The sequence below is a fragment of the Microbacterium sp. GbtcB4 genome (assembly GCF_019091465.1).
GTDB classification, from domain to species: domain Bacteria; phylum Actinomycetota; class Actinomycetes; order Actinomycetales; family Microbacteriaceae; genus Microbacterium; species Microbacterium paraoxydans.
In genome coordinates this window covers 1-22,779 of the sequence record NZ_JAGXJJ010000007.1, presented here as the reverse complement: position 1 = coordinate 22,779, position 22,779 = coordinate 1, and the positions used below count along the sequence as shown (strand labels likewise).

Annotated in this window: 26 protein-coding genes; 14 read left to right on the top strand and 12 right to left on the bottom strand. The window is 70.0% G+C overall.

Annotated features, from left to right (window positions below; translation table 11 throughout):
* The first annotated feature begins 59 nt into the window (after nt 1-59).
* Together KVS71_RS12145 and ilvA are read left to right on the top strand one after the other, a co-directional pair.
* The gene (locus tag KVS71_RS12145; protein ID WP_217584669.1) at nt 60-1,256 is read left to right on the top strand and encodes an AI-2E family transporter; all 1,197 of its coding nucleotides are present in this window, start codon (nt 60-62) and stop codon (nt 1,254-1,256) included.
* A complete protein-coding gene (ilvA, locus tag KVS71_RS12140) occupies nt 1,253-2,482 on the top strand; it encodes a threonine ammonia-lyase (protein ID WP_025103937.1) in 1,230 nt (409 codons plus the stop codon). The genes KVS71_RS12145 and ilvA overlap by 4 nt, the downstream gene beginning before the upstream one ends.
* Before the next feature lie 63 nt (nt 2,483-2,545).
* Here the strand turns inward: ilvA and greA are convergent, their stop codons facing one another.
* Nucleotides 2,546-3,037 (bottom strand): transcription elongation factor GreA, encoded by a 492-nt coding sequence (gene greA, locus KVS71_RS12135; protein WP_025103938.1) that lies wholly within the window; start codon nt 3,035-3,037, stop codon nt 2,546-2,548.
* Between the two features lie 97 nt (nt 3,038-3,134).
* Complete coding sequence (locus tag KVS71_RS12130; RefSeq protein ID WP_060922683.1) at nt 3,135-3,521, bottom strand: DUF4307 domain-containing protein; 387 nt, start codon at nt 3,519-3,521, stop codon at nt 3,135-3,137.
* A gap of 68 nt (nt 3,522-3,589) precedes the next feature.
* Here KVS71_RS12130 and KVS71_RS12125 point away from each other — a divergent pair, with 68 nt between their 5' ends.
* Entirely contained in the window at nt 3,590-3,868 is a 279-nt protein-coding gene (locus KVS71_RS12125; RefSeq protein ID WP_060922684.1) for a hypothetical protein, read from the top strand.
* A 7-nt stretch (nt 3,869-3,875) separates the two neighbouring features.
* Here KVS71_RS12125 and KVS71_RS12120 read toward each other — a convergent pair whose 3' ends face one another.
* Complete coding sequence (locus tag KVS71_RS12120) at nt 3,876-4,607, bottom strand: hemolysin III family protein (RefSeq protein WP_060922685.1); 732 nt, start codon at nt 4,605-4,607, stop codon at nt 3,876-3,878.
* Nucleotides 4,608-4,703: 96 nt separating this feature from the next.
* On the opposite strand from KVS71_RS12120, the gene KVS71_RS12115 reads away from it, so the two are divergent.
* The 3 genes from KVS71_RS12115 (at nt 4,704) to KVS71_RS12105 (ending at nt 8,189) form a co-directional block, all read left to right on the top strand.
* Complete coding sequence (locus tag KVS71_RS12115; RefSeq protein ID WP_136051638.1) at nt 4,704-5,483, top strand: isoprenyl transferase; 780 nt, start codon at nt 4,704-4,706, stop codon at nt 5,481-5,483.
* 34 nt (nt 5,484-5,517) lie between these two features.
* Nucleotides 5,518-6,648 (top strand): aminotransferase class V-fold PLP-dependent enzyme, encoded by a 1,131-nt coding sequence (locus KVS71_RS12110; RefSeq protein ID WP_217584668.1) that lies wholly within the window; start codon nt 5,518-5,520, stop codon nt 6,646-6,648.
* 254 nt (nt 6,649-6,902) lie between these two features.
* Nucleotides 6,903-8,189: a PhoH family protein gene (locus KVS71_RS12105; RefSeq protein WP_254635738.1), complete on the top strand. Its 1,287-nt coding sequence runs from the start codon at nt 6,903-6,905 to the stop codon at nt 8,187-8,189.
* Nucleotides 8,190-8,270: 81 nt separating this feature from the next.
* Here the strand turns inward: KVS71_RS12105 and KVS71_RS12100 are convergent, their stop codons facing one another.
* From KVS71_RS12100 to xseA, 5 genes are read right to left on the bottom strand one after another with little or no spacing between them, the layout of a single operon-like run.
* The gene (locus KVS71_RS12100) at nt 8,271-9,665 is read right to left on the bottom strand and encodes an aspartate ammonia-lyase (protein ID WP_062633568.1); all 1,395 of its coding nucleotides are present in this window, start codon (nt 9,663-9,665) and stop codon (nt 8,271-8,273) included.
* Nucleotides 9,662-10,336, bottom strand: coding sequence for a carbonic anhydrase (locus KVS71_RS12095; protein WP_025103947.1), 675 nt, complete (start codon nt 10,334-10,336; stop codon nt 9,662-9,664). The genes KVS71_RS12100 and KVS71_RS12095 overlap by 4 nt, the downstream gene beginning before the upstream one ends.
* On the bottom strand, nt 10,333-10,977 hold the full coding sequence (locus tag KVS71_RS12090) for a DUF4245 family protein (RefSeq protein ID WP_217584666.1): 645 nt from the start codon (nt 10,975-10,977) through the stop codon (nt 10,333-10,335). Before KVS71_RS12090 ends, KVS71_RS12095 begins: the two co-directional genes overlap by 4 nt.
* Nucleotides 10,974-11,207 carry an exodeoxyribonuclease VII small subunit gene (locus KVS71_RS12085; RefSeq protein WP_060922691.1) on the bottom strand — a complete coding sequence of 78 codons (234 nt, stop codon included), beginning with the start codon at nt 11,205-11,207 and terminating at the stop codon, nt 10,974-10,976. Before KVS71_RS12085 ends, KVS71_RS12090 begins: the two co-directional genes overlap by 4 nt.
* A 36-nt stretch (nt 11,208-11,243) precedes the next feature.
* Nucleotides 11,244-12,521, bottom strand: coding sequence for an exodeoxyribonuclease VII large subunit (gene xseA / locus KVS71_RS12080; protein WP_060922692.1), 1,278 nt, complete (start codon nt 12,519-12,521; stop codon nt 11,244-11,246).
* A gap of 101 nt (nt 12,522-12,622) precedes the next feature.
* On the opposite strand from xseA, the gene KVS71_RS12075 reads away from it, so the two are divergent.
* The 3 genes from KVS71_RS12075 to KVS71_RS12065 all read left to right on the top strand — a co-directional run bounded on the left by KVS71_RS12075 (nt 12,623) and on the right by KVS71_RS12065 (nt 15,226).
* Nucleotides 12,623-13,669: a 4-hydroxy-3-methylbut-2-enyl diphosphate reductase gene (locus tag KVS71_RS12075; RefSeq protein ID WP_167627867.1), complete on the top strand. Its 1,047-nt coding sequence runs from the start codon at nt 12,623-12,625 to the stop codon at nt 13,667-13,669.
* 2 nt (nt 13,670-13,671) lie between these two features.
* The gene (locus KVS71_RS20455) at nt 13,672-14,463 is read left to right on the top strand and encodes an IclR family transcriptional regulator C-terminal domain-containing protein (RefSeq protein WP_217584665.1); all 792 of its coding nucleotides are present in this window, start codon (nt 13,672-13,674) and stop codon (nt 14,461-14,463) included.
* Nucleotides 14,464-14,698: 235 nt separating this feature from the next.
* Nucleotides 14,699-15,226, top strand: a complete 528-nt coding sequence (locus KVS71_RS12065) for a DUF6264 family protein (protein ID WP_060922695.1) — start codon at nt 14,699-14,701, stop codon at nt 15,224-15,226.
* Nucleotides 15,227-15,290: 64 nt separating this feature from the next.
* On the opposite strand, the gene fbaA is transcribed toward KVS71_RS12065, so the two are convergent.
* The gene (fbaA, locus tag KVS71_RS12060; protein WP_060922696.1) at nt 15,291-16,319 is read right to left on the bottom strand and encodes a class II fructose-bisphosphate aldolase; all 1,029 of its coding nucleotides are present in this window, start codon (nt 16,317-16,319) and stop codon (nt 15,291-15,293) included.
* Between the two features lie 187 nt (nt 16,320-16,506).
* Between fbaA and glpX the strand changes: the two genes are divergently transcribed.
* Both glpX and KVS71_RS12050 read left to right on the top strand, forming a co-directional pair.
* Nucleotides 16,507-17,493: a class II fructose-bisphosphatase gene (gene glpX / locus KVS71_RS12055; RefSeq protein ID WP_060922697.1), complete on the top strand. Its 987-nt coding sequence runs from the start codon at nt 16,507-16,509 to the stop codon at nt 17,491-17,493.
* Between the two features lie 171 nt (nt 17,494-17,664).
* Complete coding sequence (locus KVS71_RS12050) at nt 17,665-17,952, top strand: hypothetical protein (protein ID WP_060922698.1); 288 nt, start codon at nt 17,665-17,667, stop codon at nt 17,950-17,952.
* Between the two features lie 36 nt (nt 17,953-17,988).
* Here KVS71_RS12050 and rmuC read toward each other — a convergent pair whose 3' ends face one another.
* Together rmuC and KVS71_RS12040 are read right to left on the bottom strand one after the other, a co-directional pair.
* Complete coding sequence (gene rmuC, locus KVS71_RS12045; protein ID WP_217584664.1) at nt 17,989-19,257, bottom strand: DNA recombination protein RmuC; 1,269 nt, start codon at nt 19,255-19,257, stop codon at nt 17,989-17,991.
* Between the two features lie 51 nt (nt 19,258-19,308).
* Nucleotides 19,309-19,902, bottom strand: coding sequence for an exonuclease domain-containing protein (locus tag KVS71_RS12040; RefSeq protein ID WP_083371038.1), 594 nt, complete (start codon nt 19,900-19,902; stop codon nt 19,309-19,311).
* Nucleotides 19,903-19,961: 59 nt separating this feature from the next.
* On the opposite strand from KVS71_RS12040, the gene KVS71_RS12035 reads away from it, so the two are divergent.
* The 3 genes from KVS71_RS12035 (at nt 19,962) to KVS71_RS12025 (ending at nt 22,372) form a co-directional block, all read left to right on the top strand.
* Nucleotides 19,962-20,702: a class I SAM-dependent methyltransferase gene (locus KVS71_RS12035; protein WP_060923509.1), complete on the top strand. Its 741-nt coding sequence runs from the start codon at nt 19,962-19,964 to the stop codon at nt 20,700-20,702.
* 114 nt (nt 20,703-20,816) lie between these two features.
* On the top strand, nt 20,817-21,890 hold the full coding sequence (gene ychF, locus KVS71_RS12030; RefSeq protein WP_062766410.1) for a redox-regulated ATPase YchF: 1,074 nt from the start codon (nt 20,817-20,819) through the stop codon (nt 21,888-21,890).
* A 14-nt stretch (nt 21,891-21,904) separates the two neighbouring features.
* On the top strand, nt 21,905-22,372 hold the full coding sequence (locus KVS71_RS12025; RefSeq protein ID WP_217584663.1) for a DUF4279 domain-containing protein: 468 nt from the start codon (nt 21,905-21,907) through the stop codon (nt 22,370-22,372).
* Between the two features lie 12 nt (nt 22,373-22,384).
* Here the strand turns inward: KVS71_RS12025 and KVS71_RS12020 are convergent.
* Nucleotides 22,385-22,779: hypothetical protein (locus tag KVS71_RS12020; protein WP_217584662.1), on the bottom strand; the 395-nt coding region annotated here is incomplete at its 5' end.

The window sequence follows — 22,779 nt, the reverse complement described above, 5'->3', positions numbered from 1 at the left end:
CATCGTCCTGGCGTGCAGGATGCGTCGAACGGCATACGGCATGACCGTAGACTGAGGCGATGAGCGAGGACCAGCGACCCCGGCTGCGCGATCTGTTCCGTCCGCGCCCCGTGGTGACCGATCGGACCGTGACCACCGAAGCCGACGAGGCGGTGCCGCTGCCCCTGCGCATCACGGCCAGCTACGCCTGGCGCCTGCTGCTCATCGCCGCGGCGGCCGGCGTCTTCATCTGGCTGGTGATGCTGCTCAAGCTCCTCGTCATCCCGCTGATGGTGGGCATCCTCATCACCGCCCTGCTGTGGCCGGCGTTCTCCTGGATGCTGCGTCACGGATTCCCGCGCTGGCTCGCGATCGCTGTCTCCCTCATCGGCACGATCGCCATCGTCACCGGGCTGATGTGGCTCGTGGTCTGGCAGGTGCGCGCCCAGCTCCCGGACGTGCAGCAGCGCACGACCGAGGCGTTCGACCAGTTCCAGGTGTGGCTGCACGACGGTCCGCTGAACCTGTCGGATACGCAGATCGCGAACTACCTGCAGCAGGGCCTCGACTTCATCAGCGAGCAGGCGCAGGTCCTCTGGACGGGGGCCCTCGCGATCGGGACGACCGTCGGGCACGTCGCCACCGGCGCGCTGCTGTCGCTGTTCATCCTCATCTGCCTCCTCGCCGACGGCGCCGGCATCTGGCGCTGGACGCTGCGGATCTTCCCCCGGAAGACCCGTCCCGCCGTCGACGGCGCCGCGCGCAACGGCTGGACGACGATCGTCAACTACGCCAGGACGCAGCTGTTCGTGGCGACGATCGACGCGATCGGCATCGGCCTCGGCGCGTTCCTGCTCCAGGTGCCGCTCGCGCTGCCCGTCGCGGTCCTCGTGTTCCTCGGCTCGTTCATCCCCATCGTCGGTGCGGTCGTGACCGGTGCCGTGGCCGTCTTCCTCGCGCTCGTCTACAACGGGCCGTGGATCGCCCTCTGGATGCTCGTCGTCGTCCTCGCCGTCCAGCAGATCGAGGGCCACATCCTGCAGCCGATCATGATGGGCTCCGCCGTCAAGGTGCACCCCCTCGCCGTCGTCCTCGTGGTCGCGGGCGGCGCGATGATCGCGGGCATCCCGGGTGCCCTGTTCGCCGTCCCGCTGGCCGCGTTCGTGAACGTGGCGGCGGTGACCATCAGCTCGGGATCCTGGCGCACCGGCGTCGGGCCGAGCGGAGACCTGATCTGGAGCACAGTTCCGCGCGAGCGGAGACGGAGGAATCGATGAGCGCAGTCCCCAGCCTGACCGAGTTCCAGGACGCGGCTCGAAGTCTGGCTGAGGTGATCTCGCACACCCCGACGCTGCCCTCCCGGGCGCTGTCCGACGCGCTCGGTGCCCCGGTGCTGCTGAAGATGGAGAACCTGCAGCGCACGGGCTCCTTCAAGATCCGCGGCGCGGCGTACCGGCTCTCCCGGCTCAGCGCGGAGGAGCGCTCCCGTGGCGTCGTGGCGGCCTCGGCCGGGAACCACGCGCAGGGCGTCGCGCTGGCCGCCCAGGCGCTCGGCATCCCCGCGACGATCTTCATGCCGCTCGGGGTCCCCGTGCCGAAGCTCCTCGCCACCCGCGGCTACGGGGCCGAGGTGGTGCTTGAGGGGGAGACGGTCGCCACGTCGCTGCGCCTGGCCGCCGAGTTCGCGGAGCGCACCGGCGCCGTGCTCATCCACCCGTTCGACCACCGCGACATCGTGATCGGGCAGGGCACCCTCGGTCTGGAGCTGCTGGAGGATGCGCCCGAGATCGACACTGTCGTCCTCGGCATCGGCGGGGGAGGACTGATCGCCGGGGTCGCCGCCGCGGTCAAGGCCAAGGCCGCCGAGCTCGGACGGACGATCCGCGTGATCGGCGTCCAGGCGGAGAACGCGGCCGCGGTGCCGCCGTCGCTCGCGGCCGGGGAGCCGGTCGACATCGTCACGCGCCCCACCATCGCCGACGGCATCCTCGTCGCGCGCCCGGGAGCTGTGCCGTTCGAGATCATCAAGGACCTCGTCGACGAGGTGGTGACCGTCTCGGACGACGACCTCGCGCGCGCCATGCTCGTCCTCCTGGAGCAGGCCAAGGTCGTCGTGGAGCCCGCCGGTGCGGCGGGCGTCGCCGCGATCCTCTCCGGACGTGTGTCGGCGACCGGCACGACGATGGCCGTGCTGTCCGGCGGCAACATCGACCCTCTCCTGCTGCAGCGCGTGGTTTCGCACGGCCTCGCCGCCTCCGGCCGGTACCTGACGATCCGCATCCCGCTGCCCGACCGTCCCGGCCAGCTCGCCCGCGTGTCCGAGCTCATCGCGGAGGCGGGAGCGAACGTCATCGAGGCTATGCACACGCGTCACGGCCACGGACTGCAGATCAGCGAGGTCATCCTCGAGCTCAGCGTCGAGACCCGCGGCGCGGACCACTCGGCCCACACGCTCGACACTCTCCGTCGCGCCGGCTTCGCACCCATCGTCGTCCAGGACTGACCCCCGGACGCGCGACACCCCCTCGACCGTGGCGGTCGAGGGGGTGTCTCGTGGTGGCGGGCGTCAGCCCGTGTAGGTCTCCACCTTCACGATCTCGACGCTGATCGAGCGGCCGTTCGGTGCCTCGTACGACGAGGACTCGCCGACCTTGAGGCCCAGGATTGCCTGGCCCAGCGGGCTGGCCTCGCTGTAGACGTCGAGGTCGCTGCCGGCGGCGGCGATCTCACGGCTGCCGAGGAGGAAGACCTCCTCGCCGCCCGCGACGATCGCGGTCACGACGGTGCCCGGCTCGACGATGCCCCGGCTGGCAGGGGCCTCGCCGACCTTGGCGGTCTTCAGCAGCGCCTCCAGGGTGCGGATGCGCGCCTCCTGCTTCCCCTGCTCGTCCTTCGCCGCGTGGTAGCCGCCGTTCTCCTTGAGGTCGCCCTCCTCGCGGGCCGCCTCGATGCGCTTGGCGATCTCGTCGCGACCGACGGTGGAGAGGTGTTCCAGCTCGGCGACGAGCCGGTCGTAGGCTTCCTGCGTGAGGAAGGGGACCTGAGCATCGGTGGACATGACGAAGCTCCTTCTATCGGGATCCCGCCGAGATACCGCGGGGGATATGCCAAGACGCCCCGGCACGGTGCCGGGGCGTCGTCTGTCTGGCATCAGTCTAGGCGACCCAGCAGGTGTTCACCAAACCTGTCGTGGCCTCCGCGACGGTCGGGATGCGCTCCGCACGGGTGAGCGCATGGGCATCTCCCGCCGGGATCTCCACGATCTTCCAGCCCACGACGCCGAACTCCTCGTCGAGGGCCTCGAGCACGCACACGACGTCCTTGCCCTGGACGCCGGTCACCTGGAAGCGCACGTCGACGGCGTGCTCGTCCACGAGCTCGAAGCCCAGATCATCGGCGTCGACCGCGCTCAGCGACTGGCCCACGATGGACCACGCGAGGGCGGCGAGGAGGAGGAGCGCGACGGCCCCGGCGAGGAACCATGGCCACCGACGGCGGCGGGTGCGGCCATAGCGTTCGTCGAGCTGGAGGGCGGTCGTCACAGGTGGGGTCTTCCGGTCGTTAGGCTGGTGATACCAGGTTATGCGACCTGCGTACGAAAGGCCGATTCATGCGCTTCCTCTCCGAGACCCCGATGCCGACACCGTCGATGACGGTGGCTCCGGAGTCGGTCACGCCGGGCTTCGCCGGCTTCGCGGTGATCGTCATCGTGCTCGTCGCCGTGATCCTGCTGATCTGGGACATGAACCGCCGGATCCGCCGCGTGCGGTACCGGGAAGAGGTCCGCGAGGAGCTCGATGCGGAGGAGGCCGCCCGCGCCGCCGAAGACGCCCAGGACCAGGGTCGCGCCGCACCGGAAGCGCCCGACGAGGAGCCGCGCGAGCGCTGACCCCCGCTCAGGGCGCGCCGAGCGACGGCGACAGCGGGTGCAGGGCGATCAGCAGGCACGCGGTCCAGTGGCACAGGAAGGCGAGGACCGTGCACACGTGGAAGATCTCGTGGAAGCCGAAGTGGCCCGGCCAGGGGTTCGGCTTCTTCAGCGCGTAGACGATGGCGCCGCCCGTGTAGAGCAGACCGCCGACGATCACGAGCACCATCATGGCGACGTTGGCGTTGAGCAGGTCGACGATGTACATCACCGCGGCCCAGCCGAGCAGCAGATACAGCGCGACGTAGAGCCAGCGCGGCGCGTGGATCCAGAACACCCGGAAGAGGATGCCGACCAGGGCACCGCTCCAGACCAGGGTCAGCAACAGCACGCCCTTCTCCGGCGGCAGCGCCAGGGTCGCGAGCGGGGTGTACGTGCCGGCGATGAGCAGCAGGATGTTGGCGTGGTCGATCCGCTTGAGGATGCCCTTCACCCGGGGCCGCCAGTTGAAGCGGTGGTATACGGCGGAGTTGCCGAACAGCAGCAGCGAGGTGGCCATGAAGACCGCCGCCGCCCACTTCGCCGCCGCCCCCTGGGACACGGCGATGAGGACGATGCCCGCGGCGATCGCGAGGGGGAACGTGCCGGCGTGGATCCACCCGCGCCAGGTCGGTTTGATCTCGGCCGCCGCGTCGACGGCCGCCGCTTCGAGCAGCGGCAGCTTCGGGAGGTCGGCGCCGGTCTGGTCGGAAGTGCTCACGTGCTCACTCTAAGCGGGAGCGCATGCCCGTCCCCGTACATGTCCCCAGCTTCTGCACCGGCGCGGAAGGGCGGGGCAGGGTAGCGTAGGTGGGTGATGTCACGCGAGAGCCCGGGGCGGGGACCGCTGTACCGGCTGTACACCAGCCGGCTGCGTCGCCACCTCGATCCGGCCTCCGTTCCGCACCACGTCGCCATGATGATCGACGGCAACCGCCGGTGGGCGCGGCAGCTCGGGTTCGACACCCCGGCCGAAGGGCACCGTGCAGGCGCCGCCAAGATGCAGGAGTTCCTCGGCTGGTGCGACGAACTCGGAGTGCGTGTGGTCTCGCTCTACCTCCTCTCCAGCGACAACCTCCGCAAACGGGACTCGGCGGAGCTCGCCGACCTCATCGAGATCATCGCGGAGCTCGCCGAGGCGCTGTCCCAGAAGGGGAACTGGCGGGTCAAACACGTCGGCCGCGCCGACATCCTCCCTGCGGAGCTGGCGCGGGTGCTCGCCGATGCGGAGGAACGGACGAAGGACCACACCGGACTGCACGTGAACCTCGCCGTCGGTTACGGCGGCCGGAACGAGATCGTCGACGCGGTGCGCAGCATCATCGCCACGCACGAGGCCTCGGGCGGCACCCTGGAGGACCTCGCGGCGCAGCTCACCCCCGAGATGATCGGGGAGCACCTCTACACGGGCGGCCAGCCGGATCCCGACCTCGTGATCCGCACGAGCGGCGAGCAGCGGCTCAGCGACTTCCTGCTGTGGCAGAGCGCGCACAGCGAGTTCTACTTCGTCGAGGCGCTGGGGCCGGACCTCCGTCAGGTCGACTTCCTCCGTGCGATCCGCGACTACGCCGACCGCGACCGCCGCTTCGGACGCTGATCCGAGGGGCGCGGGCGCGTGTCACAATGACGCAGTGAGCACTTTCGACGACTACCTCGGCACCTTCGACGCGGAGCCAGGCTATCTGAACTGGGCGGCTTTCGGTCCCGTGTCGCCCTCCGTCCGGGCCGAGGTCTTCGCGGACGCGGACCTCCTCGGGAACGGCCGGCCGTCGTCGCTGGCGCTCGTGGGGGAGCGGATCGGGCAGGCGCAGGAGGTCGTCGCCGAGCTCCTCGGAGCCGATGCCGCGGACGTCACGTTGCAACCATCGTCGACCCACGGCCTCATGCAGGCGCTCTACGGGGTCACCGGCACGGTCGTCGCGAGCACGGCGGAGTTCCCGAGCGTGAGCCTCACCCTGGAGCGCGCCGCGGCCGCGTCACAGCACGCGGTCACGCCTCGCTGGATCACCCCCGACGACGGACGGGTCACCCCCGACGCCGTCGCTGCCGTCCTCGACGACGATGTCGTGGCGCTCGCCGTCAGCCACGTCGATTTCCGCACCGGCTATCGGGCCGACCTCGCCGCGCTGCGGGACGTCCTCGGCCCCGACCGCCTCCTCATCGTCGATGCCGTGCAGTCCGTCGGCGTGGTCGACGCGGACTACAGCGTCGCCGACGTCGTCGTCGGACATGGCTACAAATGGCTGCGCGCGGGCCGGGGCACCGGGTTCGCATGGTTCTCGCCGTACGCACGGGAGCGCATCGCGCCGGTGCTCTCCGGCATCACCGGGACGGCGGCGAGCGGGCTGGTCGTCGACGAGCTGCCCGCCCCGGCACCGGACGCGAGGGCCTACACGATCAGCATGCCGGACACGCTCGCCGCCGGCCGGCTCGCGATCGGCGCTCGGGACGTCAGGGACGCCGGGGTCGCGGCGATCGAGGAGCGGGTGGCCGCGCATGTGGACGCGGTGATCGCCACGGCCGACCACCACGGGATCGCCGTCGTCTCCCCACGCGAGCGCACCGAACGCGCCGGGATCGTCGCACTCGCACCGGAGGAACCGGCGCGGCTTGCCGCGGCTCTCGCCAACGCCGGTCTCGTCGTCACCGCTCGGGGCGGATCCATCCGCATCGCGCCGCACGCCGGAACCGACGCCGAGACCCTCGGCCTCCTCGACGAGGCGTTCGGGGCGTTCGGCAGGGAATCGTTCATCGTCCCGTAACGAATCGCTGGCGTGTCGAGTCCGTGGAAAACCCTCGGGCGGCCGTACCTTCAAGGCATCGGGCAAGGCGCCCGGTCGGGTCGGCCTCAGGTTCGCGACTCGTGACCCCCTGGTCGACTCGTTCGAATAGCCGGGAATCCCCGGGTCGGGAGTGGGTCGTGACCACACGTACAGCGCAGCAGTCCACCAGCACCGCGCAGCAGTCCACCCGTCAGACGCCGAGTCAGGCCGCGGCCGCAGAACCGGATCAGGATCTGCGCACCTACGTCCTCGACACCTCGGTCCTGCTGAGCGATCCGCAGGCGCTCTTCCGGTTCGCGGAGCATTCCGTGGTGCTCCCGGTCGTCGTCATCACCGAACTCGAGGGCAAGCGGCACGACCCGGAGATCGGGTACTTCGCCCGCCAGGCGCTGCGGCACCTCGACGACCTGCGCGTCGAGCACGGCCGACTCGACTTCCCGGTGGAGGTCGGCGAGGGCGGCACCCTCCGCGTCGAGCTCGGCAACGCCGACCTCTCGGTGCTCCCCGCGGGCATCCGCCTCAGCGACAACGACAGCCGCATCCTCTCGGTGGCGATGCACCTCGCCCAGGACGGACAGGACGTGACCATCGTGTCGAAGGACCTCCCGATGCGGGTGAAGGCCGCGTCCCTGGGGCTCCGCGCCGAGGAGTACCTCGCCGAGCAGGCCGTGGACTCGGGCTGGACCGGCATCGCCACTGTCGATCTCTCCGGCGACGACATCAGCGACCTCTACGAGAGCGAGGTCGGGCTCAGCGAGGATGTGCACGGGCTTCCCGTCAACACCGGCCTGATCATCCACTCCGAGCGCGGGTCCGCACTGGGTCGGGTCACCGGTGACGGCGAGTTCCGGCTCGTCCGCGGTGACCGGGACATCTTCGGCATGCACGGGCGCTCCGCCGAGCAGCGCATCGCGATCGACCTGCTCCTCGACCCGGAGGTGGGCATCGTGTCCCTGGGCGGGCGTGCGGGTACCGGCAAGTCGGCGCTCGCGCTGTGCGCGGGGCTGGAGGCGGTGCTGGAGCGCCAGCAGCAGAAGAAGATCATCGTCTTCCGTCCGCTGTTCGCCGTGGGTGGCCAGGAGCTCGGCTACCTCCCGGGCGACCAGGGCGAGAAGATGAACCCCTGGGGTCAGGCGGTGTACGACACGCTCGGCTCCGTGGTCTCGGGGAATGTCATCGACGAGGTGGTCGAGCGCGGGCTCCTGGAGGTGATGCCCCTCACCCACATCCGCGGACGGTCCCTGCACGACGCCTTCGTGATCGTGGACGAGGCGCAGTCCCTGGAGCGGAACGTGCTGCTCACGGTGCTCAGCCGGATGGGCCAGAACTCCCGCGTGATCCTCACCCACGACGTCGGGCAGCGCGACAACCTCCGCGTCGGCAGGCACGACGGCATCGCGAGCGTCATCGAGACCCTCAAGGGACACGGCCTCTTCGGTCACGTCGCCCTGACCCGCTCGGAGCGCTCCGCCATCGCCGCCCTCGTCACCGACCTCCTGGAGGGTGGCGAACTCAGCTGACCCGTCACCGGCACGATCCGGAGCCGGAGACGACGGATGCCGCGAGGGCCGAAGCCCCGCGGCATCCGTGTCAGGCGTGGATCAGCCCGGGTGAGTCATCGACAGGAGGTCGAGCTTCTCGTCGAGCTGCTCGAGGGTGAGCTCGCCGCGCTCGACGTAGCCGAGGTCGATCACGGCGTCGCGCACCGTGATGCCCTTGGCCACCGAGTGCTTCGCGATCTTCGCTGCGGCCTCGTAGCCGATCAGCTTGTTCAGCGGCGTCACGATCGACGGGCTCATGCCCGCGAAGGCGGCGGCGCGGTCGAGGTTCGCCTGCAGGCCGTCGATGGTCTTATCGGCGAGCACCCGGGAGGCGTTCGACAGCAGGCGGATGGACTCGAGCAGCGCGGTGCCCATGACCGGGATGGCGACGTTCAGCTCGAACGAGCCGGAGGCCCCGGCCCAGGCGACGGTCGCGTCGTTGCCGATGACGCGCGCGCACACCATCAGCACGGCCTCGGGAACGACGGGGTTGACCTTGCCCGGCATGATCGACGACCCGGGCTGCAGGTCGGGGATGTGCAGCTCGCCGAGACCGGTGTTGGGGCCGGACCCCATCCAGCGCAGGTCGTTGTTGATCTTCGTCAGCGAGACCGCGATGGTGCGCAGCGCGCCGGAGGCCTCGACGAGACCATCCCGGTTCGCCTGCGCCTCGAAGTGGTCCTTCGCCTCGGTGATGGGCAGCTCGGTCTCGGCCGCAAGCAGCTCGATGACCTTCTGCGGGAAGCCGAGCGGCGTGTTGATACCGGTGCCGACAGCGGTGCCGCCCAGCGGCACCTCGGCCACGCGGGGGAGCGCCGACTGCACGCGCTCGATGCCCAGGCGGATCTGACGGGCGTACCCGCCGAACTCCTGGCCGAGCGTGACGGGCGTCGCGTCCATGAGGTGCGTGCGGCCGGACTTGACCGCGTCCTTCCAGAGCTCCGCCTTGGCCTCGAGCGCGACGGCGAGGTGGTCGAGCGCCGGGATCAGGGTGTCGATCAGCGCCTGGGTGACCGCGATGTGCACCGAGGTGGGGAACACGTCGTTCGACGACTGCGAGGCGTTCACGTGGTCGTTGGGGTGCACGGTCGAGCCGAGGATGCGGCTCGCGAGCGTCGCCAGGACCTCGTTCATGTTCATGTTCGACGAGGTGCCGGAGCCGGTCTGATAGGTGTCGACGGGGAACTCGCCGTCGTGGCTGCCTGCGGCGACCTGGTCGGCGGCCTGGGCGATCGCGTCGGCGATGGCGCCGTCGAGCGTGCCGAGCTCCTTGTTCGCCAGCGCGGCGGCCTTCTTGATGCGCGCGAGTGCGGCGATCTGCGTGGACTCCAGGCCCTTGCCGGAGATCGGGAAGTTCTCCACGGCGCGCTGCGTCTGCGCCCCGTAGAGCGCGTTCACGGGCACTCGCACCTCACCCATGGTGTCGTGTTCGATGCGGTACTCGGTGTCGGTCATTCCGAACCCTCCTTGGTTGCGGGGTCGATCCCCTCGGCTTCGATGCCGACCGTGATGACGGGCGCTGCCTCACCCTCGGCCAGACGGTAGTTGGCGCCGACGATGCCGAGACGGCCTTCGGCGACGGCGTTGCTGATGATCTCGGACGACTGCAGCAGGTCGTTGACGGTGTTGCGCAGGTGCTCGCGTCCGACGAGCTCCGCATCGATGTCGGCCACCGTGCCGCCGCCGCTCTCCGCGAGGACCTTGCGCGCGGCGGGGACGATCGGCGCGATGAGCTTCCAGATGTGCGGGGGGAGCGGGTCGGCATCGATGGCGGTGCCGTCGATGGCGGCGCGCACCGCACCGCAGGAGTCGTGTGCGAGCACCACGATGAGCGGCACCTCGAGAACGGCGACCGCGTACTCCAGGCTCGCCACGATGGACTCGCCGATCACCTGTCCGGCGTTGCGCACCACGAAGAGGTCACCGAGGCCGAGGTCGAAGATGATCTCCGCGGCGAGGCGGGAGTCCGAGCAGCCGAACAGCGTCGCGACGGGGTGCTGGGCCGCGGTGAGGTCCTTGCGGCGGTCGACGTTCTGGTTCGGGTGCTGGGGCTCGTCGCGGACGAAGCGACGGTTGCCGTCCTGCATCTGCTTCCAGGCGGCGGCGGGGGTCAGCGGGTGGGTCATCGAGCCTCCGAGACGGTGCGGATCTGGGGGATGAGCGACTCCGCGAGCTCCGCGGTGGAGTCCGCGGAGCGGGAGCCGTAGAGGAGCACGTAGTCGTCGCCGGCCTGGGTGCCGAGGGCATAGGTGACGTTCGCGTCGGCGCCGGCGGAGCCGGGTCGATAGACGTCCCACTCCCGGCCGCCGATACGCACGGTGTCGGTCGGGGCGACGCCGTTCAGCCTCTGCGGGGCCCACGAGGCGTCGGCGTCGAAGGCCTGGGCGAGCTTGATGAACCCGCGCTCGTCCTGTGCCGCGGGGGCGAGGGTGACCTCCCAGACCACGGGGGCTCCGCTCTGCAGTTCGGCGGCGTTCACCCGCCAGAAGTCGTCCGTCTCGGGGACGATCGCCGGGCTGCCCATGGACGACTCGACGTCCGCGGCGATGGCGGCCACGTCGATCGGCTTCGCGGCGACCGGCTCGCCCCGGGGGACGAGCGCGATGATGACGACGACCACCGCGAGGGTCACCACGAGCGCGGCGACGAGGTTGCGGACCGTCTGGCTCGACCGGTAGGCCTTGCTCGACGCGGCCTTGCGTGCCGCGGTCTCGTCCGGCGTCTCCGGTCGACCGAGGTCGGCATTGATCGCTGGACGCTTGCTCATGACGCGTCGCTCTCGTCGGTGGTGGCGGTGCGCGCGGCTTCGAGGCGACGCTTCGCGCCGAGCAGCCACTCCTCGCAGCGGGCGGCCAGAGCCTCGCCGCGCTCCCAGAGTGCCAGCGAGTGCTCGAGGGTCGGTGCCCCCTGCTCGAGCTCGGCGACGACCCGCACGAGTTCGTCACGGGCGGCCTCGAACGACAGCGTGTCCACAGGGGTGTCGTTCACGGCGCTCACTCCTCCATCCTACGTCGTGCCCCGGACGCCGCCTGCTCAGGCGCCTTCCGCGATCTCGCCCTCCGAGCGCACCGCGAGCGACCCTCGGTCCACCGTGAGGGTCAGGGCGCTTCCCGCGGGTGCATCGGACGCATCGCGGAGGATCACGCCGCCTTCGAGGTGGGCGATCGCATAGCCGCGGGCCAGAGTGGCGGCCGGGGAGAGAGCGCGCAGCGAGGCCCGCAGTTCGCTCGTCCGCCGGCCGGCGTCGTCGAGCTGCCTGGTCACCGCGTCGCGGCCGCGGGCGAGGAGCAGGAAGGTCTCCTGGGCGCGCGTGTCGATGATCGGATCGGGGGAGCGCAGCACCGGACGGGATCGCAGCTGCTCGAGCTGGGCGATGTCGTGCGTGAGGCGCTGGGTGAGGCGGGTGGTGGCCCGGGACCGGAGCTGCGCGATGAGCGCGCGCTGCTCCCCGACATCGGGGACGACGCGCTTGGCGGCATCGGTCGGCGTCGACGCGCGCAGGTCGGCGACGTCGTCGAGGAGAGGGTGGTCGTTCTCATGGCCGATGGCGCTGACCACGGGTGTGGAGACCGCGGCGACCGCCCGGACGAGACGCTCGTCGCTGAAGCCGAGGAGGGTCTGCGGGTCGCCGCCGCCGCGCGCGATGATGATGACGTCGACCTCGGGGTCTGCGTCCAAGCGGGCGAGAGCCGCGAGCGTGTCCGGCACGCAGCGATCGCCCTGCACCGCGGCGTACGCGGTCTTGAACCGCACCTGCGGCCAGCGCAGCTCAGCGTTGCGGTGCACGTCCTTCTCGGCGTCGGAGCGCTCGCCGGTGATGAGCCCGATGACGTGGGGGAGGAACGGCAGGCGTTTCTTGCGGGCGGGATCGAAGAGGCCCTCCTGTCGGAGCTGGACCCGCAGCCGCTCCAGGCGCTCGAGCTGGTCGCCGAGCCCGACGTGCTTCATGGCCGAGACCGCGAAGCTGAAGTCCCCGGAGCGGACGAAGTAGTCGGCCTTCACGGCGGCGACCACGTGATCGCCCACGCCCAGGTCGGCGGGGATGCGGCCGCGCACGCTCGACCAGACGCGGATGGAGATCTGCGCGTCGGAGCGGGTGTCCTTGAGACGGGCGAAGACGTTGCCGGCGCGGACGTTCCAGGAGGTGATCTCGCCCTCGACCCACACCGTGTTCCACCGTGCGACGAAGTCGCGGATGGTGGCGTTCAGCCGAGCGACCGAGGTCGGCGCCTGCGCGGTGGAGTCGCGGGGGGCGACGGCATCCGCCGGCGGGGTTTCACCCGGTCCCGTCGTCGCTTCGAAGACTGTCATCTGCTCCCCGTTCCTGCTCGCGCGCTCACCGGCCCCGTCCAGCCGGGCGACGGTAGAATCGAGGGGTGACTTCGACTGCCGTTCATCTTCCCGCTCCTCGCATCCCACGAGTGCGCGCCGCGGCCGGGCGGCTTCAGGATAACCCGGTGCCCGGACACAAGCGCGTCCTGCTCGCCGCCCCCCGCGGCTACTGTGCTGGGGTGGACCGTGCGGTGGTCGCTGTGGAGAAGGCGCTGGAGCGCTACGGCGCCCCGGTCTATGTGCGAAAGCAGATCGTGCACAACATCCACGTCGTGACGGAGCTCGAGGCCAAGGGCGCGATCTTCGTGGAGGAGGTCGACGAGGTGCCGGAGGGCGCGCACGTCGTCTTCAGTGCGCACGGCGTCTCCCCGGCGGTCGTGAACGCCGCCTCCGACCGCGGTCTGCATGCGATCGACGCCACCTGCCCGCTCGTCACCAAGGTCCACCGCGAGGCCGTGCGCTTCGCGCGGGACGACTTCGAGATCCTGCTCATCGGCCACGACGGACATGAGGAGGTCGAGGGCACCGCAGGCGAGGCTCCCGATCACGTCACGGTCGTCAACTCTCCGGAAGAAGCCGACACCGTGCAGGTGAAGGACCCGTCCAAGGTGGTGTGGCTGTCGCAGACGACGCTCTCCGTCGACGAGACGATGGAGACGGTGAACCGACTGCGCACCCGCTTCCCCGAGCTGCACAATCCCCCGTCCGACGACATCTGCTATGCGACGCAGAACCGGCAGGTCGCGATCAAGAAGGTCGCGCAGGGCGCTGATCTCGTCATCGTGGTCGGCTCTGCTAACTCCTCCAACAGCGTGCGTCTCGTCGAGGTCGCCCTCGAGTACGGAGCCAAGGCCGCGTACCGCGTGGACTACGCCGAGGAGATCCGCCAGGAGTGGCTCGACGGCGTGGAGACGGTGGGCGTCACCAGCGGCGCGTCCGTCCCGGAGGTTCTCGTGCGCGAGGTGCTCGACGCGATCGGCGACGCCGGGTACCGCGACGTGGAAGAGGTCAAGACGGCGGAGGAGGACCTCATGTTCTCCCTGCCGAAGGAGCTCCGTCAGGACGCCTCGGGTCAGCGCGACGCGCGTGCCCTCGGCGGCCGCGCCTCCGCTGGAGGGGGTGCGTAGCGGTGAACGCCGCGGAGGCGGAGCCGACCCTCATCGGGTCCGTGCAACGCGCGCTCCGCCTGGTCGACATCGTCGCCAACTCCCCGCGGCCGCTTCCGGCCAAGATGCTCTCGTCGATCACGGGGCTCACCCCGGGAACGACCTACAACCTCGTCCGCACGCTCGTGCACGAGGGGTACCTCAGTGCCGAACCGGACGGGCTCGTGCTGGGCGGACGCTTCCCCGCGTTCCAGCAGCAGATCGACTCTCGCGGGGTGTTCCTGGCTCGGGTGCGCGCCGCTCTGCGCGCGGTCACCGAGGACGTGGGCGCCACGGCCTACCTCTCCCGGTATGCGGACGGGGAGATGCATCTCGTCGACATCGTGGACGCCGTGCGGAATCCGCGCCTGGAGCTCTGGGTCGGGCTGCACGCCAGCGCTCACGCGACCGCCCTCGGCAAGCAGATCCTCGCGGCGCTCTCCGAGGAGGATCGCCTGGACTACCTCTCCCGGCACCGGCTCGAGGAGCTCACGCCTCGGACGATCAGCGATCGCCGGACGCTTCTCACCCAGCTCGAGCAGACACCGGGGTGGGCGATAGACCGGGAGGAGTATGCGATCGGAGCCACCTGTGTCGCGGTTCCGGTCGTCGCCCCCGGGGTGACCGCGTCGCTGGCCGTCTCCCTGCCCGCAGACCGGGCGGTGGTCAACCGCCGTCTCGTGTCGAACCTGCAGCGCACGGCGCGGCGGCTCTCCCTGCAGCTCGGGGCGGATGCCCTGGACACTGACGGTCCGGACGCCGAGTTCACCATCTGAATTCGTGGCCCTGGTGTGGGCATCGCGGGTTCCCTATGATCGAAGGCGTAGTGGCTGACAACGCCCTACTGATCGCCTACGGCGTCCCCAGCGCCGGCGACCAACGGGATGAGGAGCGTCCCCAGCGCTCCACGTCCGCGGCCCCGAGAAGTCCCCACTTCTCCGGGGCCGCTATCGGTTGGGGACCCGGTTTCCCTGAACGGGTGGGCTGAGCCTCGGCAGATACGATGGCGGGATGACCGACCAGCGCCCTCGATACGGGGAACTCGCCACACCAGAGGAGCAGCGGCTGGCCGCGGGCCTGCCCCCGGTGGCGGAGGTGATCGCCCCGGCCGCTCCGGCGCCGTCTTCGCCTCCCGCGTCGGCCGCCGCGAGTCCCGCACGCCCTCATCCGGTGGATCGGATCGCGACGATCGCGCTGCTCGCCTACGGCCTCGTGAACGTCGTCGTCACCGGCCTGTCCTACCTCGACATCGTCCCCGTGATGAATCAGACCATGGGGATGCTGGGCATCGAGGGCGAGTTCACCAACTACGCCGCGGGCCGCACGTGGGGCACGATCGCGGCCGTCGTGCTGGCGGTCGGCTGGTGCGTCACGGCAGCCCTGTCGATCCGTCGCCTGCGTCGTGGCCGCCTCACCTGGTGGCTCCCGCTCGTCGGAGCCGTCATCACGCTGGGCATCGCCTCGTTCTGCCTCGTCGTGCCGATGATGGGCGACCCGGCCTTCATCGCCTACCTCGACCAGGCGACCGGGGTGCGTTGACCCCGAGCACGCAGACGAAAGGGGCCCGGCATGATGCCGGGCCCCTTTCGCGTGTCTGGTGGTGTCAGCTCTGCGACTGGCCGTACGAGCCGAGCTGGCGGGTGGACTCGACCACGCGGGCGGCCATGGCCGACTCCGCGATCTTGCCCCAGGCGCGCGGGTCGTACTGCTTCTTGTTGCCGACCTCGCCGTCGACCTTCAGCACGCCGTCGTAGTTCTTGAACATGTAATCGGCGATGGCACGCGTGTAGGCGTACTGGGTGTCGGTGTCGATGTTCATCTTGATGACGCCATTGGCGACCGCGAGGGCGATCTCCTCATCGGTGGAGCCGGAGCCGCCATGGAAGACGAGGTCGAGCGGCTTCTCGCCGGTGTTGTACTTCGCGGCGACCTCGGCCTGGATCTCGCCGAGCAGCTCCGGACGCAGCTTCACGCCGCCCGGCTTGTACACGCCGTGGACGTTGCCGAAGGTGAGCGCGGCGATGTAGCGGCCCTGCTCGCCGAGGCCCAGCGCCTGCACGGCCTGGTCCACGTCGGCGAACGTCGTGTAGAGCGCCTCGTTCGAGCCCTCGTGCTGCACCCCGTCCTCCTCGCCGCCGACGACGCCGATCTCGACCTCGAGGATGGCGTTGATGGCCTTCATGCGGGGGAGCAGCTCCTTGGCGATCTCGATGTTCTCCGCGAGCGGCACGGCCGAGCCGTCCCACATGTGGGACTGGAAGATCGGGTTGCGGCCGGCCTTGACCTCTTCCTCCGAGGCGGCGATGAGCGGCTCGACGAAGCCCGCGAGAGCGTCCTTCGGGCAGTGGTCCGTGTGCAGGGCGACGGTGACCGGGTAGTTCTTGGCGACCTCGGTGGCGTAGCGGGCGAAGGCGAGGGCGCCGGTCGCGCGGGCCTTGACCGTGTGGCCGGCGAAGTAGTCGGCGCCACCGGTGGTGACCTGGATGATGCCGTCGGAGCCGGCCTCGGTCAGGCCCTGGAGGACGGCGTTGATCGTCTGCGAGCTGGAGACGTTGAACGCGGGGTACGCGAAGCCGCCTGCCTTCGCGCGGTCGAGCATGTCGGCGTACTGATCCGGGGTGGCGACGGGCATGAGAACTCCTGCGGTAGGTGAAGCCGGGACAGCTGCCACTCTATCGGGGCGGGTGTCCGGCTTCGGCAGGAGGCGTCGCGCGTCGGTGGGCGCCGTCCTTCGGTGGTGTTAAGAATCGCGATTTCTTCCTCGCGTGCGGGCGGAAAACGAGCCGAACGATCCCCTGCTCGCGGATAGGCTGGGGATCATGGTGAGTCTGACTGCCGACCTGAGCCCGCTGCGTCCCGACCGTAACCTCGCGATGGAGTTGGTGCGCGCGACCGAGGCGGCGGCGATCCGTGCCGTTCCGTTCATCGGTCGCGGTGCGAAGGAGGCCGCCGACGGCGCCGCCGTCGACGCCATGCGGGCGTTCCTCGGGACTGTCGACTTCCAGGGACGCGTGGTGATCGGCGAGGGCGAGAAGGACAACGCCCCGATGCTGTTCAACGGCGAGGTCGTCGGGACCGGACGGGGGCCGCTCTGCGACATCGCGGTGGACCCGATCGACGGCACGTCGCTGACCGCGGCCGGCCGGCAGAACGCGCTCTCCGTGATCGCCGTGTCCGACCGCGACACGATGCTCGACGCCTCCAGCGTCTTCTACATGGACAAGCTCGTCACGGGGCCCGCGGGCGTCGGCGTGGTCGACATCCGCCTGCCCATCGGCGAGAACATCCGCAAGCTCGCCGGCGCGCTGGACAAGCCCGTCGACGAGATCGTCGTCTCGGTGCTCAACCGTCCGCGGCACGAGCAGCTCATCCAGGAGATCCGGGACGCCGGGGCCGGAACCCGTCTCATGAGCGACGGCGATGTCGCCGGCGGGATCAACGCGGCGCGCCACGACGCCCGCACCGACATGTGCGTGGGCGTCGGCGGCAGCCCGGAGGGCATCGTCACCGCGTGCGCGATCAAGGCTCTCGGCGGCCACATCCAGGGTCGGCTCTGGCCCCGCGACGACGACGAGCGTCAGCGTGGCATCGACGCCGGTCTCGACATGGACAAGGTCTATGAGGCGGACGACCTCGTGCAGGGCAACAACACGATCTTCGTCGCGACGGGTGTCACGGACGGCCAGCTCGTGGCCGGTGTGCGCCGCGAGCGCGGTTACGTCTATACCGAGAGCGTGGTCCTGCGGGGCGCCTCCGGAACCCTTCGGCGGATCGCGTCCGAGCACCTCGTCTCGAAGTGGCTGTGACGGCTCTCCTGCCGGCATGATCGCGGGCAGGATTCTCGCCATCGTTACCGACCCGGTATCGCCTCCTCCACGGGTCGGCCCCGGTCGGGCCGGCTGCCGTGTCACAATTGTCACTGGGTTTGTCGCCGTCGACGGAGCCGCCAGGCACCGCAGGCACAGGAGGGCGAACGCATGACAACGCAGCACACGAGCGGCTCGAAGAGCGCCGCGCCGACCAAGATCATCACGACGAACACCGGACGCATCCTCCGGGTGAGCGCCGATGCGGAGGCGGCAGCCGTAGCCCCGCCGGCACCGGTCGCGCAGCCGGCCGTCGATCCGGCTCGCCGCGCCGACGTGCTGTTCCGCGTCCGTCGCGCCGAGGGGCACGAGGTGAGTGCCTGGTGGATGATCGGCGCCTTCCTCGCCACGAGCGGCCTCGTCATCGTGCTGCTCAGCGGCGTGCCCGGCGTCGCCTGACGCACGCACGGTCGGAACATCCGGTCGCTCTCGTCGTCACTGCTCCCGGTCGTGGAGCGCGGCGGCGTGGTTCAGTCGCGCGCGGACCTCGCCGACGTCGGCCTGCATCGCGTCGGCGGCCTCTTCGGCTTCGGTCGGGGCCAGAAGCTCCGGAGCGGTGAAGCGCCGCCCGTCCGCGGTGATCGGCGACGCCGGTGCCAGGGCCTCCGCATCGACGCCGGGGAACTGCCGGGCGGTCACGAGCACCCGCGACTCCAGGGACCCGGCGAAGCGGTTGTAGCTGTCGACCGTGCGCTCGATCGCCCGGCGCAGGTCGTCGGCGTGGCCCGCGAGGGTGCCGAGGCGCTCGTACAGCTGCGTGCCGAGCGCCAGCAGACTCCTGGCCTCGGTGGACACCTCTTGCTGGGTCCATGTGTAGGCGACCGTCTTGAGAACCGCCCAGAGGTTGACGGGGGAGGCGAGGGCCACGCGGCGGCTGAAGGCGTAGTCGAGCAACGTGGGGTCCTCGTCGATGGCTGCCGCCAGCAGCGACTCGCTCGGCAGGAAGCAGATGACGAACTCGGGGCTCGCGTCGAGGCCCGACCAGTAGGCCTTCTTGGCGAGGGCGTCGACGTGGGCGCGGACGGCGCGGACGTGCTTCTGCAGGTGGGCGCGACGCTGGGATTCGTGGGTATCGCCGAGGGGGAGCGCCGAGGCCTCGAGGTAGGCGTCGAGGGGAACCTTCGCGTCGACGGCGATCGACGTGCCGCCCGGAAGGCGGACGACCATGTCCGGGCGCCCTTGGCCGCGGTCGGAGGTGATCGTCGCCTGGAGATCGAAGTCGACGTGTCTGGTCAGCCCCGCCGCCTCGACGACGCGCCGCAGCTGCGTCTCGCCCCAGACACCGCGCGTGGACGTGGAGCGCAGCGCGCCCGCCAGTGACTCGGTCGTCGCGCGGAGCGCCTCATCCGACTCCTGGGCGCGCCGAAGCTGCTCGGCGAGCGTGCCGAACTGTGCCTGCCGCTCGCTCTCGATCGCGGCGACCTTGGACTGCATCTGCTGGAGACTCTCGCGGACCGGCGCCAGAGCCTGCAGCACGGCGTTCTGCTGCTGGACGCGTTGTGCCTCCGCCCGCTGCTCGGAGCGGGCGTGCTCTACCGCGTCCCGATAGAGGTCGTACTGGCGATCGCGGTCGTCTCGCGCGGCCGCGAGCTCCGCCTGCGTGCGTGCGATGTCGGCGGCGCTGCGTGCGGCTCGCAGGAACCAGCCGAGAGCGACGCCCGCGGCGAGGGCCACGAGCAGGAGAACGATCGACAGGGCATCCATGGCTCCATGATGCCGGGGGCGTCCGACATCGCCGGGAGGACGCCTGGTGCGTCAGGCGACGGCGCGCTCCAGTGCCGGCACGGCGGGCTCGGTCACGCGGAGGCCGAGGGCGTCGGCGAGCCCGAAGACATCCGCGGCTCCGGCTCGCGCGGCCGCGTCCACGATGATCTGGGCACAGGCGAGGGCATCCGCCAGCGCGTCGTGATGCGAGAACTCCGCGTATCCTGCCGCTGCGGCGGCGAGAGGCAGACGGTAGGAGTCGAGCTGGTAGGTCTTCCGCGCCACCTGGAGGCTGCACAGCGACCGGTACGGCGGGCAGATCTGACCGGTGACCTCGGTCGCCCGCCGCAGGACGTTGAGGTCGAAGCCGGCGTTGTGGGCCACGAGCACATCGGCACCCGCGAAGCCGCACAGACGGTCGAACTGATCGACCCACGTCGCCGCCGACAGCACGTGCTCGGGGCGGATGCCGTGGATGCGGACGTTCCACTCCTGGAACTCGTCGTGGCCGGGCGGAGGCTGGATCAGCCAGTTCGCGGTGGCGACGACCTCCCCGTCCCGCACCCGCACGAGTCCCACGGAACACGCGGAGGCCGGGCTGGAGTTCGCGGTCTCGAAGTCGATCGCAGTGAAGTCCAGTGGCACGTCCTCACTCTCTCCCGGGCCTCCGACGTCGCTGTGCAGGCTCGCCGTATGCTGGCCACATGGCGGACGAACTCGCGAGATCCTTCGGTGCGGCGGCCGGGAGCTACGAGGCCGGACGACCCGAGTACCCCTTCGAGGCCGTCGCCTGGATGCTGGAGCCGATGGCGGACGGTGCGCGTCGGGTCGCCGATGTCGGCGCCGGTACCGGCAAGCTCACGCGGGCGCTCGTCGCGGCTGCCGACGCCGAGGTGGTGGCGATCGACCCGGACCCCGCGATGCTCGCGGCCCTTCGCGACGCCGTCCCCGGGGTGCCCACGTTCGTCGGGACCGCTGAGGAGCTGCCGCTTCCGGACGCGAGCGTGGATGCCGTCGTGCTGGGCCAGGCGTGGCACTGGGTCGAGCCGGTCGCCGCCTCGGCGGAGATCGGTCGCGCGATGCGCCCGGGCGGTGTGCTCGGGCTCGTCTGGAACCTCCGCGACGAGCGCGTCGACTGGGTGCGCCGGCTCACCGACATCATGCACGGCAGCAACGCCGAGATCATGCTCGCCGCGGGCGACCCCGTGGTGGCGGAGCCCTTCGGCGCCCTGGCGCAGGAGCGCTGGGAGTGGTCGCGCCCCGTGACGCGGGAGCTCCTGCATCGTATGGCCGCCTCCCGCAGCGCCGTGATCACCGCCGACGAGGCCGAGAAGGCACGGATCCGCCGCGAGATGGACGCCCTGTTCGACGAGCTCGGCCTGCACGGGGACGGTGTGATCGAGGTGCCCTATGTGACGAGGGCCTTCCGCGCGGTGCGCGACTGAACAGGCGTCCGCGCCGCATCAGGCACTTTTAACGCTCTGCCGCCTGATCCCGCGTGGGGGCCTGCCCGCGCGGGGGTGAGGCGGGGGAGAGCGGCGCAGGTAGACTCATACCCCGTGGCTCTCACTATCGGAATCGTCGGCCTGCCCAACGTCGGCAAGTCCACCCTCTTCAACGCTCTCACCAAGAACGACGTGCTCGCGGCGAACTACCCGTTCGCGACGATCGAGCCGAACGTCGGCGTGGTGAACCTTCCCGACCCGCGGCTCCAGAAGCTCGCGGAGATCTTCGGAAGCGAGCGCATCCTTCCCGCCGCCGTGTCGTTCGTGGACATCGCCGGCATCGTCCGAGGGGCGAGCGAGGGGGAGGGGCTGGGCAACCAGTTCCTCGCGAACATCCGCGAGGCCGACGCGATCGCCCAGGTGGTGCGCGGGTTCTCCGACGACGACGTGGTGCACGTGGACGGTGCCGTGAACCCGGCGTCGGACATGGAGACCATCAACGCGGAGCTCATGCTCGCCGACCTGCAGACCGTCGAGAAGGCCATCACGCGGTATGAGAAGGAGGTGCGGGGCAAGAAGATCGACCCGTCGGTCCTCGAAGCCGCGAAGGCCGCCAAGGACGCCCTGGAGCGCGGGATCCTCCTGTCCACGAGCGGCCTCGACCTCGAGCCGATCCGCGAGCTCGGGCTCCTGACCGTCAAGCCCGTCATCTTCGTCTTCAACGTCGACGAGTCCGTGCTGACCGACGACGCCCGCAAGGCCGAGCTCGCCGCTCTCGTCGCCCCGGCGCAGGCGATCTTCCTCGACGCGAAGATCGAGTCCGAGCTCAAGGACCTCGACCCCGAGGACGCCGCCGAGCTCCTCGCCTCGACGGGACAGGACGAGTCGGGCCTCGACCAGCTCGCCCGCATCGGCTTCGACACGCTCGGTCTGCAGACCTACCTCACCGCCGGCCCCAAGGAGGCCCGCGCCTGGACCATCCCCAAGGGATCGAAGGCCCCGCAGGCCGCCGGCGTCATCCACACCGACTTCGAGAAGGGCTTCATCAAGGCCGAGATCGTGTCGTTCGACGACCTCGTGGAGACCGGTTCCGTGCAGGAGGCCCGCGCGAAGGGCAAGGCGCGACTCGAGGGCAAGGACTACGTCATGCAGGACGGCGACGTCGTGGAGTTCCGCTTCAACAACTAGGTGTTCGGAGCGCGATGATCGATCACGACAGAGCAACGCTGGCGATTTACAGCGTGTCGCGCACTGTCGCGGAGATCACGGCCTCGCTCCAGCTCGAACCCACCGAAGCTGCGAACATCGGCGAACAGACCCGGTCCGGCCGAGCAGGACGAGCGTACAAGCCCGAGTATCTGACCTATCAGCGGACGACGTGGCTTCTTGACGTGACCGCACGTTCAGCGGGCGACGACGAAGGTGTCAATGCTCTGCGACGGCTTGTTGGTCTCACACTGCCTGCCGCTGCCGCACTCGAATCGCTGAGGGTCGACTGCGAGACCGTGATCTGGTGGTCAGGTGATTCGACCAACACCCAAGGCACGTTCGTCTTCCCTTCGAGCCTGATCAAGGACCTCGCCGCCATTGGATGTGAGGTTCGTGGGACCGTCTTTCTCGATGATCATGATGCAGGACGTGACGGAGTGGAGTTCCGCTTCGACGACTGATCGCGTCTCGGTTCACCGGCCGTAGGGCCAGTAGCGGAACGTCGACTGCTCGCCCCTCTTCTTCGGGGGCAGCCGGTGACCGTACTCGCCGACCACTTCATCGAACAGTGGGCCTTCCGTGACGATTTCGAACCGGAAACCGCTGCGGCGCTCTGGGCCCGCGCCGATGTGCTTCCATGAACCCGGTTCGATTCTCAAGAGGGCGCGGGTCACGCCGCGATGCGCGGCGACTGCAAACTCGATTCCGCGCCTCTCCACCTCGCGCTCGGTGAACTTGAACCACTTCGACGCGGAGTGACCGATCTCTGGAAGGTGCTTGAGGCGTTCGGTTCGTGTCAGCCACGCGTTCTTGTATCCGTAACCCGTCACTTCGGAGCCGTCGACGGCGACTTCCGGGCTGTCGACCC